Source organism: Nonomuraea sp. NPDC050404, from assembly GCF_040655495.1.
Lineage (GTDB): Bacteria > Actinomycetota > Actinomycetes > Streptosporangiales > Streptosporangiaceae > Nonomuraea.
Map to the genome: position 1 here is coordinate 49,344 of NZ_JBFAKB010000027.1, position 18,029 is coordinate 67,372.

11 protein-coding genes are annotated in these 18,029 nt (G+C 71.0%); 8 read left to right on the top strand and 3 right to left on the bottom strand.

What is annotated here, in order from left to right:
- Positions 1-139: 139 nt before the first annotated feature.
- From AB0I81_RS49150 to AB0I81_RS49160, 3 genes are read left to right on the top strand one after another with little or no spacing between them, the layout of a single operon-like run.
- A complete protein-coding gene (locus AB0I81_RS49150) occupies positions 140-3,700 on the top strand; it encodes a WD40 repeat domain-containing protein (protein ID WP_360673563.1) in 3,561 nt (1,186 codons plus the stop codon).
- A gap of 29 nt (positions 3,701-3,729) precedes the next feature.
- The gene (locus tag AB0I81_RS49155; RefSeq protein WP_360673566.1) at positions 3,730-4,377 is read left to right on the top strand and encodes a hypothetical protein; all 648 of its coding nucleotides are present in this window, start codon (positions 3,730-3,732) and stop codon (positions 4,375-4,377) included.
- The gene (locus AB0I81_RS49160) at positions 4,374-6,914 is read left to right on the top strand and encodes an NACHT domain-containing protein (protein ID WP_360673568.1); all 2,541 of its coding nucleotides are present in this window, start codon (positions 4,374-4,376) and stop codon (positions 6,912-6,914) included. The genes AB0I81_RS49155 and AB0I81_RS49160 overlap by 4 nt, the downstream gene beginning before the upstream one ends.
- On the opposite strand, the gene AB0I81_RS49165 is transcribed toward AB0I81_RS49160, so the two are convergent.
- Positions 6,817-7,674, bottom strand: a complete 858-nt coding sequence (locus AB0I81_RS49165) for an AfsR/SARP family transcriptional regulator (RefSeq protein ID WP_360673570.1) — start codon at positions 7,672-7,674, stop codon at positions 6,817-6,819. The two genes, AB0I81_RS49160 and AB0I81_RS49165, sit on opposite strands and share 98 nt — an antisense overlap.
- 148 nt (positions 7,675-7,822) lie before the next feature.
- Here AB0I81_RS49165 and AB0I81_RS49170 point away from each other — a divergent pair, with 148 nt between their 5' ends.
- Positions 7,823-9,865 (top strand): SpoIIE family protein phosphatase, encoded by a 2,043-nt coding sequence (locus AB0I81_RS49170; protein WP_360673573.1) that lies wholly within the window; start codon positions 7,823-7,825, stop codon positions 9,863-9,865.
- Between the two features lie 142 nt (positions 9,866-10,007).
- On the opposite strand, the gene AB0I81_RS49175 is transcribed toward AB0I81_RS49170, so the two are convergent.
- Entirely contained in the window at positions 10,008-10,586 is a 579-nt protein-coding gene (locus tag AB0I81_RS49175) for an XRE family transcriptional regulator (RefSeq protein WP_360673575.1), read from the bottom strand.
- A gap of 296 nt (positions 10,587-10,882) precedes the next feature.
- Between AB0I81_RS49175 and AB0I81_RS49180 the strand changes: the two genes are divergently transcribed.
- From AB0I81_RS49180 to AB0I81_RS49190, 3 genes are all read left to right on the top strand, one after another.
- Positions 10,883-14,671: an NB-ARC domain-containing protein gene (locus AB0I81_RS49180; protein WP_360673578.1), complete on the top strand. Its 3,789-nt coding sequence runs from the start codon at positions 10,883-10,885 to the stop codon at positions 14,669-14,671.
- 488 nt (positions 14,672-15,159) lie between these two features.
- Positions 15,160-15,765 (top strand): class I SAM-dependent methyltransferase, encoded by a 606-nt coding sequence (locus AB0I81_RS49185; RefSeq protein ID WP_360673581.1) that lies wholly within the window; start codon positions 15,160-15,162, stop codon positions 15,763-15,765.
- A gap of 35 nt (positions 15,766-15,800) precedes the next feature.
- Positions 15,801-16,298, top strand: coding sequence for a DinB family protein (locus tag AB0I81_RS49190; RefSeq protein WP_360673584.1), 498 nt, complete (start codon positions 15,801-15,803; stop codon positions 16,296-16,298).
- A 19-nt stretch (positions 16,299-16,317) separates the two neighbouring features.
- Here AB0I81_RS49190 and AB0I81_RS49195 read toward each other — a convergent pair whose 3' ends face one another.
- Positions 16,318-16,503 carry a hypothetical protein gene (locus AB0I81_RS49195; RefSeq protein ID WP_360673586.1) on the bottom strand — a complete coding sequence of 62 codons (186 nt, stop codon included), beginning with the start codon at positions 16,501-16,503 and terminating at the stop codon, positions 16,318-16,320.
- Between the two features lie 574 nt (positions 16,504-17,077).
- Here AB0I81_RS49195 and AB0I81_RS49200 point away from each other — a divergent pair.
- On the top strand, positions 17,078-17,923 hold the full coding sequence (locus tag AB0I81_RS49200) for an NAD(P)H-binding protein (RefSeq protein ID WP_360673589.1): 846 nt from the start codon (positions 17,078-17,080) through the stop codon (positions 17,921-17,923).
- The last annotated feature ends 106 nt before the right edge of the window (positions 17,924-18,029 follow it).

Here is an 18,029-nt window from a genome sequence, read left to right on the forward strand (position 1 = left end):
CATGACCATCGAAACGGTGTCCATGCTGTTCAAGCCACTAGTCGGACGACATTGGACGGAATCGGACGGCCCCGGCCACCCGTGACTTCCCGTCAAACGCGATTGATGGGAACGGCGGCGATTGGCCAGAATGAGCGCCATGGGCGAGCGGGAGGAAGGCGGCCATTCGCACGATGCACCCCCCTACCAAGGACTTGCGCCGTTCGAGACCGGGGAAGCCAATCTGTTCTTCGGGCGTACGCGGGCGACCCGCAATCTCGTGGACCGGCTGGCACGGCGGCTGACGGAGCACGGCTCCATCCTGCTGGTCTCGGGCGCCTCAGGCGTGGGCAAGTCGTCGCTGCTGCGGGCGGGGCTGATACCGGCGCTCGCGGAGGGCATGTTGCCGCTGGCCGGATCCCGGGACTGGCCGCGCCTGATCGTCACACCGACCGCCAACCCGTTCCGCACGCTCGCCGCAGCCTGGACGCAGGCGTTCGGCGGCGACGCCGAGAAGACGGAAAGGCGATTAAGGGACGTCCCGCACGAGGCCGTCCCATCGCCCGGCCGTCGGCTCGTCCTGGTCGTCGACCAGTTCGAGGAGCTGTTCACCCTGGTCAGCGACGAGCGGGAGCGCCAGGCGTTCATCGGCACCCTGCACGCCCTGACGGAAGGCCCCGGGGGCGCGGCGGTGATCATCGGGGTGCGCGCGGACTACTGGGACCGCTGCGCCGCCTACCCGTACTTCGCCGAGGCCATCCAGGACGGCCAGGTCATCGTCGAGCCGATGGCGGAGCCGGACCTGCGGCTGGCGATCACCGGACCCGCCGCGGCGGCGGGCCTGAAGATCGAGACCGGCCTGGTCGAGATCATCCTGGACGACCTGCGCACCGGCCAGGCGGCCGCCGACCGCTACGGGGCGGCGGCCCTGCCCCTGCTCTCCCAGGCACTGTGCAACATCTGGCTGAAACGCGAGGACGACACCCTGACCGTCCTGGGCTACGAGAAGTCCGGCCGGGTCCACGACTCCGTGCGGCGCACGGCCGACGAGGCGCTCGCGGAACTGCCCGCCGACGATCGCAAGGCCGCGCTGAGGATCTTCCGCCGGCTGACGGTGATCACCGCCGGCGGTCAGGTGGCGCGGCGCAGGGCGACGCTGGCCGAACTGCACGCCGCCGCGTCGACGCGGAGCGGGCAGGGCGCTGGGCGCGGGGACGGGATCGCGGCGCTGTTGTCCGGGTTCGCGGGCCGCCGCCTGCTCACCCTGCACGAGGACACCGTGGAGATCGCCCACGACGCCCTGCTGACGGCCTGGCCCACCCTGCGCCAGTGGCTCGAACCCGACCTCGCCGCGCAAACGGTCTACGACGGCCTGCTGGACGCCGCCGAGCAGTGGGCCGGCAACCACCGCGACCCCGCCTTCCTCTACCGGGGCCCCAGGCTGCTGGCGGTCCAGGACAGCCGGCCCCGCTGGGACCGCGACCCCGACAGCTTCCCCCCGCCGGGCCCCACCGCCGAGCGGTTCATCGCGGCCTCCATCCGGGAGGCACGGCGCGTGAGCCGCCGCCGCCGTATGGTCATGACCGGTCTGTCGGTGTTGTCGGTGGCGGCGATCTGCGCGGCCGGCGCCGCCGTCGTCGCGGCGGACGAGGCCGTCCTGCAACGCGCGCGGGCGATCTCGCGCCAGCTGGCCGCCCAGAGCGAGGTCACCGGCGACTCCACGATGTCCTCGCTGCTGGCCGTGGCGGCGTGGAAGATCGCCGACACCGACGAGGCCCGCAACCGGGTGCTGAACGCGGCCACCCGTACCGGAAGGGGGACCCTCACCGGGCACACGCGCGGCGTCATGGCGCTGGCCTTCAGCGCCGACGGCTCGATCGTCGTGACGGGCAGCGACGACGGCACCGCACGAATCTGGGACACGGCGACGCGCCGGCAGATCGGCGCGCCGATCGCCCGGGCGCGGTTCGACTGCTCGGACGTCCACCTGGCACTCAGCCGCGACGGCCGGACGCTGGCCACCGCGTGCGGCGGCACCGTGCGCTTCTACGACGTGGTCACCCGTCGCGAGCTGGGCCCGCCGCTGACGCACCGGGACGTCGTGTCGGCGCTGGCGTTCCGGCCGGACGGGAAGACCCTCGTGACGGGCGACTTCAAGGGCGTCGTCCGGCAGTGGGACGCGGCCACGCACCGGCCGCACGGCCTCCCCATGGGCCGCCCCGACCAGGGGCGCGAGCTGGCGAGCATCGTCCGTAAGGTGACGTTCGACCGGACCGGCAAGGTGATGGCGGTCGCGAGCGGCAAGTCCGTACGGCTCTGGGACCCCGCCACCTCCCGCCCGCTGGGCGCCCCCATCGCCAGGCAGGACGACACCGTCCTCGACGTCGCCTTCAGCCCGGACGGCGGCACCCTCGCGACCGTCAGCCACGGCAAGACCGCCCTGCTGTGGAGCGTGGCCTCGGGGAGGCGGACGGGCGCGCTCAGGGACCGCAACGCCGGTTTCAACGCGATCGTCTTCAGCCCGGACGGCACCAGGATCGCCACCGCGGGCGGCAGCGGCCGCATGGTCCTGTGGGACGCCGCCAGCCGGGAGCGACTCCTCGTGCTCGCCGGCAACGTGAACGTCCTCGAGTGCGTGGCGTTCAGCCCGGACGGCAACGTGGTCGCCGCGGCGGGCTTCGACGGCGTGGTACGCCTGGCGGACCCGCGCATCCGCACCCAGATCGGGACCCGCATGCCCGCGCAGTCGGCCGTCGCGCTGAGCCGCGACGGACGCACGCTGGCCACCGGGGCGGCCGACGAGAACGACCCCTCGATCCAGTTGTGGGACACGGCCACCCAGCGGCCGGCCGGCCCGCCGCTGAGACCGGGAGGCCCCCGCCGCCCGGTGTCGGTCATCGAGTTCGCCCCCGACGGGCGCACGCTCCTGACCTCGGGCTCGGACGGACTGCGGCTCTGGGATCTCGCGGCCCGCCGCGAGATCGCCCATGAGCCGGCCCTGCGTGGCCTGCCCAGGCTCAGCCCCGACGGCAGGTTCGTCGCCGTCCAGGTGGACCAGGACATCGCGTTCTGGGACGTCGCGCGCCGCACGGAGATCGGGCCGCGCATCCACCTGCCCTCCCACACCAGCGTCATCACGGCGCTGGCGATCAGCTCCGACGGCAAAAAGCTGGCCAGCGCCGGCGCCGACGACCGGGTACGGATCTTCGACGTGGCCGCCCGCCGCGAGATCCCGGCCGCCTCGCCGCCCGCGTCCGCCGGCGGGCTGGTCAACGACCTGGAGTTCAGCCCCGACGGCACGAAGCTGGCCTTCACGGCCTCCGACGACACCGTACGGCTGTGGGACGTCGAACGCCGCCGCCCGGCGGGTGTCGCCCTGGTCAACGAGGACGGGCCGACCAGCGCGATGGAGTTCAGCCCGGACGGCCGGGTGCTGGCCACCGGCTCCATGGGCGGCGGCGTGCAACTGTGGGACCTGCGGATCCACCGCGCGCTCGGAACGGCGATGAGCGGCCACGAAGGCGGCGTGACCAGCCTCGCCTACAGCCGGGACGGGGCGTCGCTCGCCACGGTGGGCGGCGACGGGGCCGCGCGGCTCTGGAACGTCCGCACCCCCGCCGACCTGGTGGCCGCCGCGTGCGCCAACGCGGGCCGTGATCTCACCCGCGAGGAATGGGAGACCCTTGTACGAGAGGAGGAGTACCGGCGGACGTGCCCGTGACCCCGGACACCATCATGAAGAGAGCACGCATGTTCCTGCGAGGTCTGCGGCGGCGGACGGGCAGGCCCGTCCCCGAACTGGTCGCGCTGTTCCGTTCGATCATCGACGGCGGCCGCGACTTCCACCCGATCGCCTCCGACTTCCTGGAACACTTCATGGATGGCGTGGGCACGTCCAGGACGATGTCCCTGCGCTGGCTGCGCTCGTTCAAGGTGATCAAGAAGGCCGAGCGGAAGAACCAGCGCCGCTTCGAACGGCAGCTCACCAGGGAGGCGAAGTCGCTGCACGACGGAGGATCGAGCTGGTTGCACGACTACTGGGACGCGCGGATCAGCGCGTTCATCGGCACGGAGCTGTTCTACGTGAGCAGGATGAGCCTGCTGCGCTCGCAGGGCTCGTTCGTCCTGACCAGGGACGGGCCGGAGGTGCGCGTGTCCGGCACGGTGCGCCACCGCTGGTTCGACCCCTACGACTGGGACCGCGGCCGATGGGTCTACATCCCCCGGCACGGGTTCGTGCCCATCGCGGTCGGCCGCGAGCTGGTCGACGCCGATGAGGCGCGCAACTTCCTGATGGAGTCACGCCACGTCCAGACGCTGGAGGGCCGATGCGTGGACGGACGGCGGCGCGGCGACGCGAACTTCGTGTGGTCGCTGGCGCGGACGGGGAACGGATGACCGCGGAACGTCCGGGACCGCCCGGCCCGGCCGAGGCCGGCGGCACGGCGGACTTCGTGCGCTCGCTGGCCCTGCTGCGGCAGTGGGCGGGCGAGCCGTCCCTGAGCAGGCTGCGCGCGCTCGGCGGCCAGATCGCCACCGCGGACGGCACCAAGGTCGACGCCCTGCCGAAGAGCACGACCTCGCACGTCCTGCGGCAGGCCGACCGGCTGCCCCGGTGGGATTTCGTACGCGCCTTCGTCACCGCCTGCTTCCACTACTGCGACCACCCGCCCGAGCTGATCCCCGGCGAGCTCGAACGCTGGCGGGCCGCCAGGACGGCCCTGGCGGAACCGGCCGCGCCCGAGCCCGTGCCCGAACCGCCGCCCGTGGGCAGCGTCCTGTCCCAGGATCCCGATCCGGCCGTCGAACTGCTCGCCCGGCGGGTGCTGCGGGAGGAGGACAGAGCGCGCAAAGGGCTGCTCGGCGGCTACAACCTCGCGCCGCTGCCCTTCGGCCCGGACGGCGACGATGGCGAGGCCGAACACGACCTGCACGAGATCGGCCGCTTCTTCCACGCCCTGAGCCCGCGCCGCCTGCTGGTCGTGGGGGAGTCGGGGGCGGGCAAGACGGTGCTCGCCATCGAGCTGGTGCTGCAACTGCTGGAGCCCGTGCTGGCCGCAGGCGGACGGCCGGGCAGGGACCAGCCGGTGCCGGTACGCCTGAACGCGGCCAGGTGGACCCTGGGCAGGCCGTTCGAAGCCTGGCTGGCCGAGCAGCTCGCGCAGGAGTTCGGCCTGGCCGCCAGGGACGCGCAGCGGCTGGTGCGCGATCGCCGGGTGCTGCCGGTGGTGGACGGCCTGGACGAACTGGACCCCGAGCCGTCGCCGGGCCCGCCGCGCCGGGCGATCGGGCTGCTGGCCGAGCTCAACCGCTACAGCGACTTCTCCGGACGGCGGCCGGGCGCGGTCGTCGTGACCTGCCGCGCCGACCGGCACGCCGAGCTGCGCGCGGCCGGAGCGGGGCTGGACGACGCCGCCCTGGTCAGGCTGCACCACCTGGACACCGGGCAGATCGGCACCTACCTGCGCGCCCGCTGGCCGGACGGCCATCTGCACGCCCCGCACCGCGACGCCATCCACGCGGCGCTTTCCGGGGCGGCGGGCGGGGCGGTGCGCGCCGCGCTCGCCACGCCGTGGCGGCTGCTGCTGACGGTGACGGCCGTGGAGTCCGGCGACGACCCGGCCGAACTGCTCCGCGCGGATCCGGCGGCCGATCCCGGTGAGGGGGCGGCACGGATCGCCGGCAGGCTGCTGGAGGCTTACGTGCCCGCGGCGACGGACCTCGCGCCCCGGGCCGCCCACGGCACTCCGTACCAGCCGGGTCAGGTGCACGCCTGGCTCGTGCAACTGGCCGCCCACCTGCGCGAGCAGGCCGACCATGGCGTACGGGCGGATCGGGCCGCCCCTGGGCGGCGCGGCCCCGGCGTCGGGGCGGATCGGCCGCCGCCCGGTCTGACGGCGATCGACATCGTCCCCCACCTGCTGTGGCCCATCGGCGGCCGGCGGCGGGTCCGGGTGCTGCACACCCTGGGCTGCGCGCTCTTCGCGGTCATCGCGATGCTGGCGTTCTGGACGGGCTCGGCGGCCGGCGACCTCGGCGGCCCCGAGCAGACGCTCACCCTGGCGCTCATGGCCGCCTGGGTGATCGTCGCCACCGCGCTGTCGATGACGCCCTGGCCGGCCGCCGCCGGCGGGCGGACCCGGGTGCCGCGCCGGCGCCGGATGACCGGTGGCCTGCTGGGAGCCCTGGCCGGCGTGCCGGCCGGCGTGCTCGGCGGCCTGGCCGGGCTCGCGCTGACCGGCGGCAGGGCCTTCGGCCCCGGCTTCGCGGTCGCCGCGGGCGGCATCGGCGGACTGGTGCTGGGCGCGATCATCGGGCTGACGGCGGCCGGCCGGCGGGGCGCCGAGCGCATGACCGTGGCGGAGGCGATCCGCGCGGAACCCTTCACCCTGCTCGGCTTCGGGTTGTGCGGCGCGATCACCGGGCTGCCGCCGCTACGGCTGGCCGACGCCGGCCCGCTGCCGCTGGCCCTGGGCGTCGCCGCGGCCTTCACCCTGGCCTTCACGCTGGGCGTCGTCTTCAAGATCGCCACTGGCGGCTGGAGCAGGGACGCGGAGCTGGCCCGCCCGCAGGAGGCCCTGCACCGCAACGCGACCAACGGGCTGGCCTTCGGCTTCATCGGCGCCGTCGCCGCGTTCCTGGTGTTCGTCATGAACAACGACGTCGTCCGGTCGCTGCTGTGCGCGTTCATCGGCAGCGTGACCTTCAGCCTGGCCTTCGGCGCGGTCGCCTGGGCCCGTACCACGATCGGACTGGCCGTCGCGGCCGCGCGCGGCCTGCTGCCGCTGCGGTTGTGGGCCTTTCTCGACTGGGCCTGCGAGGCCCGGCTGCTGCGCGTCAGTGGCGCCACCTACCAGTTCCGGCACCGCGAACTCCAGGACCACCTGACGCCGCCCGCCAGCGCCGGCGACAGGCGGGCGAGCCGTCGTCCGTGAGGATCCGCGTGTGCAACGTCCGCAACTCCTCGCCGGGAGCGATGCCGAGCTCCTCGGCGAGCTGCCGGCGAGCCGTGTGGTACGTCTCCAGCGCGTCGGCCCGCCGGCCGACGGCGTGCAGGGCGGTCATCAGGTAGCCGCGGAACCGCTCGTCGAAGGGGTGGCGCGCGGTGAGCGCCCGCAGCTCGCTGATCAGCTCGGCGTAACGCCGCTGGCGCAGGTCAGCCCGGATGCGCCGGTCGAGCACCTTCAGCCGCTGCTCCCGCAGCCGGGGGGCGTCCTCGTGGTGCAGCGCCTCCGACGGCACGTCCGTCAGCGGGTCCCCGCGCCACTGTGTCAGCGCCAGCCGCAGCATGGTGGCCTCCGCGTCCAGGTCCCCCATGGCGGCCGCCTGCCCGGCCTGACGCTGCCAGAACTCGAACCGGCCGAGGTCGGTCTGCTCGGGCGCCGCCTCGATCGCGTAGCCGTTGCGCCGGCTGGTGATCACCCCGTCGCCCAATAACGTCCTGATCCGGGTCAGGTAGAGCTGGACCGCGCGGCGCGGATTCCTGGGCGGCTCGTCGCCCCAGATCGTCTCCGCCAGCCGCTCGACGGTCACCGCCCGCCCCGCGTCCAGCAGCAGCGTCGCCACGATGATGCGGTGCTTCGGCGAGCCGAACTCCACCGCCCGCCCGCCGTCCCGGGCCATGAGCGGGCCGAGCAGTCCGAATTCGTACGTCTGCCGCGTCCTGGCCGAAGCCCGATGTGGTCCCAGTCCCATGCCTACCACTTTTGGTCACCCGGCCCGGTGCGGGACAGGGCAAGCGACCGGGCATTGCCCGGACATTCCTGACCGGCCGCCCCGTGTTCCCCGCCGGTCGCGGCCGGGTAAGGCTCCGGGTGACTGTGGCCATCGGGGGGAGGTCACCATGGGAGCTGCCGACGATCACGGGGAGAGCGGGCTGTCGCTGGAGATGCTCGATCCGGCGCCGGTGGGGGTGGCGGTGACGCGGGGCCCTGAGCACCGGCTGATCTACACCAATGCCGTCTACCGCGCCAAGTTCAGCAGCCCGGGCGGTGAGGTGCCGCTGGAGGAGGCGTTCGCCGACTTCGTACAGCGGCATTATTCGCGGCAGTTCGATCGCGTGCACTCCACCGGCGAGCCGATCGTGACCACGGCGGAGCCGGAGCTGCCCATGAAGGGCAGGCCGAGCGAGGAGCGGTTCTTCACCTCCAGCCTGTCGCGGATCACCTTCGGGCCGGGCGACTACGGCGTGCTGGTGGTGGTGACGGAGACGACCGACCAGGTCACCGCCGTGAGCCGGGTGGCGCAGATCGCCGAGGAGCGCCGCCGCATCCTGCGGCGCTACGAGAGCCTGATGCAGGTCAGCGCGGAGATCTTCTGGGTGACCACCAGCGAGGGCTACGTGAACGAGCCGAGCCGGAGCTGGGGGCGGGTCACGGGCCAGTCGTGGGAGGAGTTCCGGGGTCAGGGCTGGTTGTCGATGGTGCATCCCGACGACCGCGCGGCGACGATGGAGTCCTGGTCGCGGGCGGTCAGCGACGTGACGGACATGTGGGAGCACATCTACCGGCTGCACACCGTGGACGGCGGCTACCGGCACTTCCTGCTCCGAGCCGTGCCGATCTGCGAGGACGGCCGGGTGCTGGAGTGGGTGGGCTCGTGCACCGACATCGAGCAGCAGTGGCAGGAACAGCGGCGTCAGACCCTGCTGGAACGTGCCGCCACCGCCACGGCGCAGCTCAGGAGCCCGCAGGAGATGCTCGGCGCGCTGGCCGACGTGATCGTGCCGGAACTGGCCGACGGCTGCGGCGTCTACCTCGTCACCGACCTCACCGACGAGCGGCACGGCGGCGCCCCGTTCGTCGTGGAGCGGCTGGCCACGGCCGCGCGTCCCGGCGTGGTGCGGCTGCCGCCCTACAGCGAGGAACGCCTCTCCGCCGGCAACGCCTTCGTCAAGGCCGTACGCCGCCGGCGGCCCGTGCTCAAGAAGTTCCCTCCCGGGTCGCCACCGCCCGACTCCTGTCCCGCGGGCACGCGGCCGTGGCTGGTCGCCAACGACGCCAACAGCATGCTGATCCTGCCGGTCATCGTGGACGGAACCGTGCCCGCCGTGGTCAACGTCGTGACGTGCGGCGACCGTGCGCCGATCAGCCAGGCCGACGTCAACCTGCTCAACCGCATGTTCGACCACGCCCACGACGCCCTCAGCAGGGCCATCCGCTACCAGCGCGCGCAGCAGATCGCGCTGGCCCTGCAGTACAGCCTGCTCGCCGAACCGCCGTCGCTGCCCGACCTGCAGATCGTCGCCCGCTACCGGGCCAGCCCGACCGCGGCGGAGGTGGGCGGGGACTGGTACGACTCCTTCATCCTGTCCGACGGCGTCCCGGTCCTGGCCATCGGCGACGTGGCCGGCCACGACCTGAGCGCGGCCGTGGGCATGAGCCAGCTGCGCAACATGTTGCGCGCCCTGGCCATGGACCGCTGCGAGCCGCCGGGGGAGATCCTCACCCGGCTCAACGGCGCGATGGACTCCCTGTCCGGGGAGGTCACGGCGACGTGCGTGTTCGCGCGGGTGGAGGCATCAGGTGACGGTTACCGGCTCTACTACGCGCTGGCCGGGCATCCACCGCCGCTGCTGGTCACCTGCGAGGGACAGGGCCGTTTCCTGAGCGACGGCATCAGCCCGCTGCTCGGCTCGCCCTACGACGGGCCACGCCTGTCGCACACGGAGCCGCTGCCGCCGCGCAGCACGCTCCTGCTCTACACCGACGGTCTCGTCGAGCGGGCGGGCGAGCACCTGGACCGGGGTCTCGAACGGCTGCGTGAGATGGCGGAGTCGCTGGCCGAACAGCCCCTGGACCGCTTCTGCGACCAGCTCCTGGCGGAGTTGCCCACCACCGGCCTGGACGACATCGCCGTAATAGCCCTGCGCCTTCCGGCGGGCTGATCCGTCCCGCTGCGCCCGCTGCGACCTCAGCGCCCGCTGTAACTTCAGCGCCCGCTGCGATTTCAGCGCCCGCTGAGCCTGCGCGGGACGGCTGCGCGGGTCCTCCGTGCTCGCTGTGCCGACTGGCGGGCCGCGCCGGGCCTCAGTGTCCGCCCGGTGCCACGTGGGCGCGCTCGCCCTGGGGTCCGAACAGGGCGAGCAGTTCCGCGGACCGGTCGTCGGCGCTGCCGATGCAGTGCGGGATGCGGGTGTCGAACTCCGCGGCCTCGCCGACGCCGAGCAGGAACTCCTGCTCCCCGAGCACGAACCTGACGTTGCCGTTGAGCACGTAGAACCACTCATATCCCTCATGGGTCTGCATCTTCATCGCGGCCGCCTCGCCGGCGGGCGGATAGATCACCTTGTAGGCCTGGACGCCGCCGGGCCGCCTGGTCAGTGGCACCAGCACCAGCCCGGATCGCCGTACCGGGCGCAGGTGGATGCGCGGGTCACCGGTGGGCGGCGCCGCCACGAGATCATCCAGCGGGACACCGTACGCCCGGGCCAGCGGCAGCAGTTGCTCCAGGGTGGGGCGGAGCTTGCCGTTCTCCAGCCGGGACAGGGTGCTCGCGGTGAGGCCGGTCTCGTTCGCCAGCGCCGCCAGCGTGGCGTTACGCGTCCGGCGCAGGGCACGCAGCCGCGGCCCCACTCCGGCCAGAACGTCTTCTGCGGGATTGTCCATGAGACCGATGATGCAGATCCGCAACTTTCCTTGCAAGTGGGAAAGGTCCCCCGTCGGTGGCGATCACCGGCGGAATGGGTGCTTACGTGTGCGCATGGAATTTGCGTCGCATATCTGGATTATTCAATCATGAAAAAAAGAGAGTGCGGAGATTCGCGTCTAAGATGATCGGCATGGTCCCTGATTGCTCATGTTCGCTGCGACCGCGGACACGCTAATATCGGCATTTCTGGGCCCGGCGTCAACCTTCCCCCTCGGGTTACGTCACACTTGATCTCTTGCTCACGGGAATGGTCATGTCGAATAAAAATTTCCGGCGGTGCGGAAACCTGCAGTCCGAATCCTCCACTTTCGTCGGGCGGGCCCGGCTGCTCGCCACTCTCGAAAAACGGCTCCACGACTCACGACTGGTGACAGTGACCGGCGTTGGAGGGGTGGGCAAGTCGCGCACCGTCCTGCGACTGGCGCACATGGTGCGTGCCCAGTACCCGGACGGCGTGTGGTGCGTCGACGTGGCCCGGCTGAAGGACGCGAGCGCGGTCGAGCAGGCGATCGCGGCAGCGCTCGGCCTCACTGATGGGTCCTCGCGGGCCGAGTCACCGTCTTTGCGGGAGTGGGTGGGCGAGCGCCACCTGCTGCTCGTCCTCGACACGTGCGAGCACCTGGTGCGGGGCTGCGCCCAGCTGGTGCACGAACTGTTGAAGGCGGCTCCCAAGATCAAGGTGCTGGTCACCTCGCGGCAACCGCTGCACCTCCCGTACGAACGAGTCGTGCCCGTGCCGCCGCTGGAAGTGCCCGGCAGGCACCCGGTGTTCGCCAACGAGTCGGTGCAACTGTTCGCGGCCAAGGCCGAGGACAGCGCGACCGGCTTCGTGCTCGACGAGGGCAACCTCGGGGCCGTGGCGGAGTTGTGCCGCCGGCTCGACGGCATCCCGCTGGCGATCGAACTGGCCGCGGCACGGCTGCGGGGATCGTCGGTCGAGCAGTTGCTGGCCGACCGCCGCAGCCTGCTGACCGGCGCCGACCGTGCCGAGCTGCCGCGCCACCAGACGCTGCGCGCCGCGATCGCCTGGAGCCACGAGCTGTGTGAGCCGGCCGAGCGGCTGTTGTGGGCCCGGTTGTCCGTGTTCGCCCGCGATTTCGAGCTGGACGCCGTCAGCTGCGTCTGCGCCGATGAGCGGCTGCCGGCGGAGTCGATCCCCGAGTTGCTGAGCGCTCTGGTGGACAAGTCGATCCTGATCTTCAGGAACGATCGGGCGGGCGGACGCTACCGGCTGCTCGACAGCCTGGCCGAATACGGCGGCGAATGTCTCGACGAACTCCGCCAGTCCGACGAGCTGCGCCGCCGCCACCTGGAGTACTACCTGAGCCTGGCCCGGCGCAGCGAGGACGCCTGGTCGGGGCCGCGCCAGATCTACTGGTTCGTGCGCATGCGCCAGGAGCACGGCAACGTCCGGGCGGCGATCGAGTACGCGCTCGGGTCGGCGGGCAAGGAGGTGCTGGCGCTTCGGCTGCTGTCCTCGTTGTGGTTCATGTGGGTGTGCTGCGGTTTCGCCCGCGATGGACAGCAGTACATCGAACAGGCATTGGCTGCCAACCCCGAGCTGAGCGAGGAACGCTGCAACGCCCTGTGGGTGCTGTCCTACGTCTACAGCGCTCAGGGCAACAGCGAGGGAGCGCAGAGCATGGCCGAGACCTGCAAGGCCGAGGCGGGTGAGATCGGCGACGCACGGGCGGCGACCCTGGCCGTCAAGATGCTGGGCACCGCGGCGTTGCTCCGTGGCGACCTGCGGGAGGCCCTCGAACTGCTGCGAACGGCGGTCGCGTTCACCCCCGACCTTTCCGAGCTCAATCCCGGCCTGGCGCCGGCCATTGTCGAACAGGCGCTGGTGCTGACGGCGCAGGGCGATCCGGCCGAGGCGGAGGCAGTGCTGCGGGACTGCCTGCGGACGTGCGAGGAGCGCGGCGAGTTGTGGGTCAGTTCCCACGCGTACTGGGCGCTGGCCGGCAGCGCGCTGGCGACCTCGCGGGTCGACGAGGCGCTGATGAACGTCCGGGCGAGCCTGCGTATCAAGCAGCGCTTCCATGACACGCTCGGAACCCTGCTGGCACTGGAGACGGCGGCACGGATCTTCCTGGCGCTCGGGCAACCGCCCCTGGCCGCCCGGCTCCTGGGAGCCCTGGAGGAGAACTGGCGTACGAACGGACCGCCGCAGATGGGCGCGCCGTGGATGACCGGGGAGCACGAGGCGTGCAGACAGGAGTGCCGGCGGCAACTGGGCGATCCGCTCTACGAGGCCACCTTCGAGGAAGGCAGGTCGCTCGGCCTTGACGAGGCCTCCGCGCTCGCGCTCGGCGAGTGGGACGTGCCCGAGTCCACCGCGCTGGAGATCAGGGTCACGGACGGCGACGATGGCGCGTTCGCCAAGGTCGAGGACGCTGTCGTGCAGGTCGCCGGCGCGTTCGGCTTCGAGGTGCCCACCGCGCACCGATCCCCCAACCAGCGCTATGCCATGAAATTTCGGGCCGCTGCCACGGAGGGGACGGTGGACGAGCAACTAGAGGAGATGGATCGAGCGCTGCGCGACGAAGCCCCGCGGGGCGGAATGGCCCAGTCCGGCGCCGTTGAGGCACTGATCACGGCCATGGAGGGTGTGGACCGCGCGGTGGTGCTGGTTGAGCAGACGCTCCTCGTCGCGGTGAGGGGCAAGATCGTGCGCAGAAGACTGCCGGCGGCCGAGCAGGCGTACCTGGACAACCATCGCTATCTCTTCAACGACCCGGACGACCTCCTGCATGAGCTCGATCAGCTGGAAGCCGACGGAAAAACGGATGAGCTCCGTCAGACGAGGCCCAAGCACCGTGAGACCATCGTGCGGGAGCTGGGGGAGCCGGCCGCACGGGCCCTGGACGACATGGCTGCCGCGCTGAACTACGAAATATCGGTGAGCACACCGCAGTGGGCGAAAAGCGGCCATACGGAGAGCCGGCTGCTCGCCTTGGTCGTGACGCCTCCGCCCAATGACGATGAGCCCGTGTGTAAAGTCGTTGCGAAGGTGTGTCCTCCCGGTCCTGCGTCACATGAACCCGCGCGGCATCACTCGGCGTTGACGGAGAGCCCGGAGAACTTCTGCAAGAACCATCTGGTCGGCCTCAAGCGGTATTCACCGGCCATTGGCGGTGCGGGAGGTTATGTCCTCCTCCAGGATGTCGCCGGCGGAAGTTTCACGGAAATGTGCCAGATGGCCGAGCTGGAGTCACCCCGAGAGATCATCAGTGCGTTCGAGGCGGTGTTTCGGGGGCTGATCTGCGAGTGGAACGGAAACCGGCCGAAACTCCATGCGGATATCGGCTCGGACAACTATCTGCGGAGCGAACTTCGCGAGAAGTTCCAGGAGCGGGGAAAGCTCCGCCTATGGGCGCAGGAGAAGGGGCTCCTCCGCCCGGACCGTCGCTGGATCGTGTTCATGGGCGAAAGAACCCCGCAACTCCTGCCGAATCCTCTGGCCATGGTCTCGGGGGATGTCGTGGCCCGGCACAACGTTCAGCACCTGCGCGGGCTGACGCACGGGGACCTGCATACGGGCAACATCCTGATTCCGCGCACGTGGAAGGGAGAACTCCTGCCCGAGCACTTCAGGCTCGTCGATCTGACCACCTTCGACAAGAGCGCGCCCCTGACCAGAGACCCGGCCATGCTCGTGCTCTCCATCGTCGCCAGGCACATACCGCAGGACCCACGCGCCGAGGAGGAGTTGTTCGACCAGATCGTTCGAGGCGGAGAGAACCATGACCTCTTCACGCCGCTGATGCTGCTCGCACGTGACGTCGGCGGCGAACTGATCACGCACGGTTTCCGTGATGACTGGCGCAACCAGATGTTGCTGTCGCTACAGGCGGCCGCGCTCCTGCACTGCACATTCGCGAATCTGGACCGGCACGCGCGCTGGTGGTTCTTCCGGCTGGCCGCCCGCTGCGGGGCGGAGTATCTCCGTTCCACCGATTCGTGGCAGTCGCCCAACGAGCAGCCGGGCCTGCTGCGGCTGGAGGACATGGGAGATTTCCACATGCCGCCCCGCTCATGACCGCGTAATTAAGGCGTCTTCGCCACGGTGGCGGCATGTGATCAGTGGCTATGAATGCGTGGCGAATTCCGTCGTCACCCTGCTCGCCGTCCTGGTAAAGCCGCCCCCTTTGCCGCTGCTGGGGCGCCGTGACACGGTGGAAGCGGCCGGCCGGTCTGGCGGTGGAAGTACATGAGGAGGAGACAGTGTCTTCCATCTTCGTGCCGGCACAACAGTAAGAACTACGGCTCCTCCGGGTGGCGCGCGGCCAGATCGCATGTCACCTGACAATGGACTCCGGAACCGCCTGCCCGCCCCCGCCGGTGAGTGCGAGGAGACACGGTGACGATCCCTGAGCAGTGGCTGCCGTAGCCCGATGATGCGGATCCGCAACTTTTCTTGCATGCGGGAATGAGTGGTGGCGATGCTGTCCGTACGCAGACCCGGACCGCGAAAGGGCCGATCAGATGCATCCCACCCATCACCAGCCACCCACTGACGATGCCGAAATGTTCTGGGAGCGGCACCATCGCGCCCGGCGCACCTGGGACGCGGGCGTCAACCCGCTGCTCGCCGAGACCGCCGCGCCGCTGCGCCCCGGCACCGCCCTGGACCTGGGCTGCGGCGCCGGCGGCGACGCCATCTGGCTCGCCCGGCACGGCTGGCACGTCACCGCCGTGGACATCTCCGCCACCGCCGTCGAACGGGTACGCGAACGCGCCCGCGACCTCGGCCTCGCGGACCTGGTCACCACCGAACGGCACGACCTGGCCAGAAGCTTCCCGGCCGGCCGCTACGACCTCGTCTCCGCCCAGTACTTCCACACCCCGTTCCCGCTGCTCCGCGCCCAGGTCCTGCGTACCGCCGCCCAGGCCCTGCACCCCGGCGGCCTGCTGCTGATCGTCGACCACGGCTCCACCGCGCCCTGGTCATGGAACCAGGACCCGGACGCTCACTACCCCACGCCCGCCGAGATCGCCGCCGAACTGGACCTCGACCCCGCACACTGGTCCGTCACCCGCGCCGACATGCCCCACCGCCGTGCCACCGGGCCCGCCGGCCAGACCGCCACCGTCATCGACAACGTCCTGCTCGTCCGGCGAGCCACCGGATGACCGTAATCAACCACACCTCGGAACGGAGCGACCCGATGACAGCCCACCCCAGAACGCGGGCGAAGGACAGCCCGCCCCCACGGACCGGCGCCGACGAGAAGGCCACCCTGCGAGGCTTCCTCGACTACCTGCGCAACTCGATCGCGGACAAGGTCGCGGGAGCACCGGAACCACAGGTCCGTACGGGCGGCGTACCCTCGGGCACGAACCTGCTCGGGCTGCTCAAGCACCTGGCCTTCGTCGAACGGTTCTACTTCCTCGGCGAGGACGTCGGCGACTGGCCCGCGACCATGCGCCCGACCGCGCAGGACACCATCGACGGCGTGCTCGCCGACTACCGCAAGACCGTCGAACGGGCGAACCAGGTCATCGACGCCTGCCCCGACCTGACCCTCCCCGCCCCGCGACCCCCGCGCCGAGGCCCGGCGCCGTCGATGCGCTGGGTCCTGGTGCACATGATCGAGGAGACCGGCCGGCACGCCGGTCACGCCGACATCCTCCGCGAGCAGATCGACGGTTCGACCGGCCGCTGATCCTGCCGGGGGAGCGGGGCTATCGGCTCGCTGGAGGCTTGATCGAGACCTTGGTGCCCCACGCGCTGTAACGGGTGTCGAAGCGGAGAATCGTGTCCTTGTCCCTGGCCGGGTAGATCGCGGTGGCCGGAATGGTGGAGACCGGACGAGTGGGCAGACCTTTCGCGTCCGTGCTCAACTTCCAAGTGATGGCGATCTTCGACATTTCGGACCTCGGAGGCCGTTCCATCTGCCGTGTCCGGAACGAATCTGCCGTGTCCGGAACGAAGGGGAGACCGCGTACAGCCGGCCCAGCGTGATTTTGCCGGTCGCCGGCTCCGGCCCTCGATGAGCGTGGTCCGCTCGACGAACTTGACCCCGTTGCCGGCCGCCATCTGCTTCTTGACGGCGGCGATCGGGTTCTTCGGTGCGGCTGCCCGGGCGGGGGCGAGTGTGGGTAACGCCATGGCCGTCGCCAGCGCCGTTCCGGTGGCAAGTCCTCTCACGATGGGTTCCTTTGCTTCGCGCTCGGTTCAGACGATGGGCGGGCCGGTGCCGCGCCTGGTCGCACGCCGGCGACCTTTCCCGCTCCGGCGGATCCGCCCAGGAGAACGGCCGGAAATTCGATGTACGGGCGATTGTTGACCGGCGTATTTCCGCAGGTCAGAGCAAATGTGAACGTGATGTTCACGTTTGCCGGGAGGCGCGCGGAAGAGTAAGAATGGGGCCAATTCCGCCGGGCTCCCCGAACAGGGGTCTGCCTCGGCGTGCGCGAATTCAACGGAAAGGGGCGGGAGACGATGACGATTCTGGTCACGGGAGCCACCGGGACTGTGGGGCGTAGCCTCGTACGGCAACTCCTGCAGGCAGGGCAGCAGGTGCGGGCGCTGACCCGCTCACCCGAACGGGCGGCGCTGCCACCGGAGGTCGAGACCGTGAAGGGGGACTTCAACGACCCCGCCGGCCTGGCCCGCGCGTTGCGCGGGATCGAACGCATGCATCTGGTGGCCATCGACGGCTACGGGCCGCTCACCACCGGCGCCGAGATCATCGAACTGGCCGTGCAGGCCGGGGTGCGGCGGCTCACCCACCTCGGCCACAACGATCCGAGCGCACCCGACGATGACCCGATGGAGGCCGACCACCGCGCACTGCACCGCGTCATCGAAGGCTCCGGCCTGGAATGGACGCATGTGTTCCCCGGCGAGTTCATGGCCAACACCCTGGAATGGGCGCCGTCCATCAAGGCTGGGAGCGAGGTGCGGGCGCCGTTCGGGGGCTGGACGAACGCCATGGTGCACGAGGCGGACATCGCCGCCGTGCTGAAAGTCGCGCTGCTGGAGGAGGGCCACGCCGGCCACACCTACTGGCCCACCGGCCCCGAGCCCGTACGGCGGGCGGACGCGGTACGCCTCATCGGCGAGGCGATCGGGCGGCCGGTCCGCTTCGTCGAGCTGACCCCCGAACAGGCCCGCGAGGAGTGGCGCGACGTCTATCCGCCCGAGGTGATCGAGTGGTTCCTGCAGCTGGGCGATTACCTGGACGACGCCGACGTGCCGATCTCGCCGGACGTGGAGAAGGTGACAGGCGCCCCCGGCCACACCTTCGCCCAGTGGGCCGCCGACCACGCCGCCGACTTCCGCTGACCCGCCCGACCACCCTGTCCGCCCTGTCCGCCCTGCCGCTTCGCTGACGCGTCCCCGCTGCACCCGCCGCCCCCGCCACCCCACGCCGCAACGCCCCCGCCGCCCC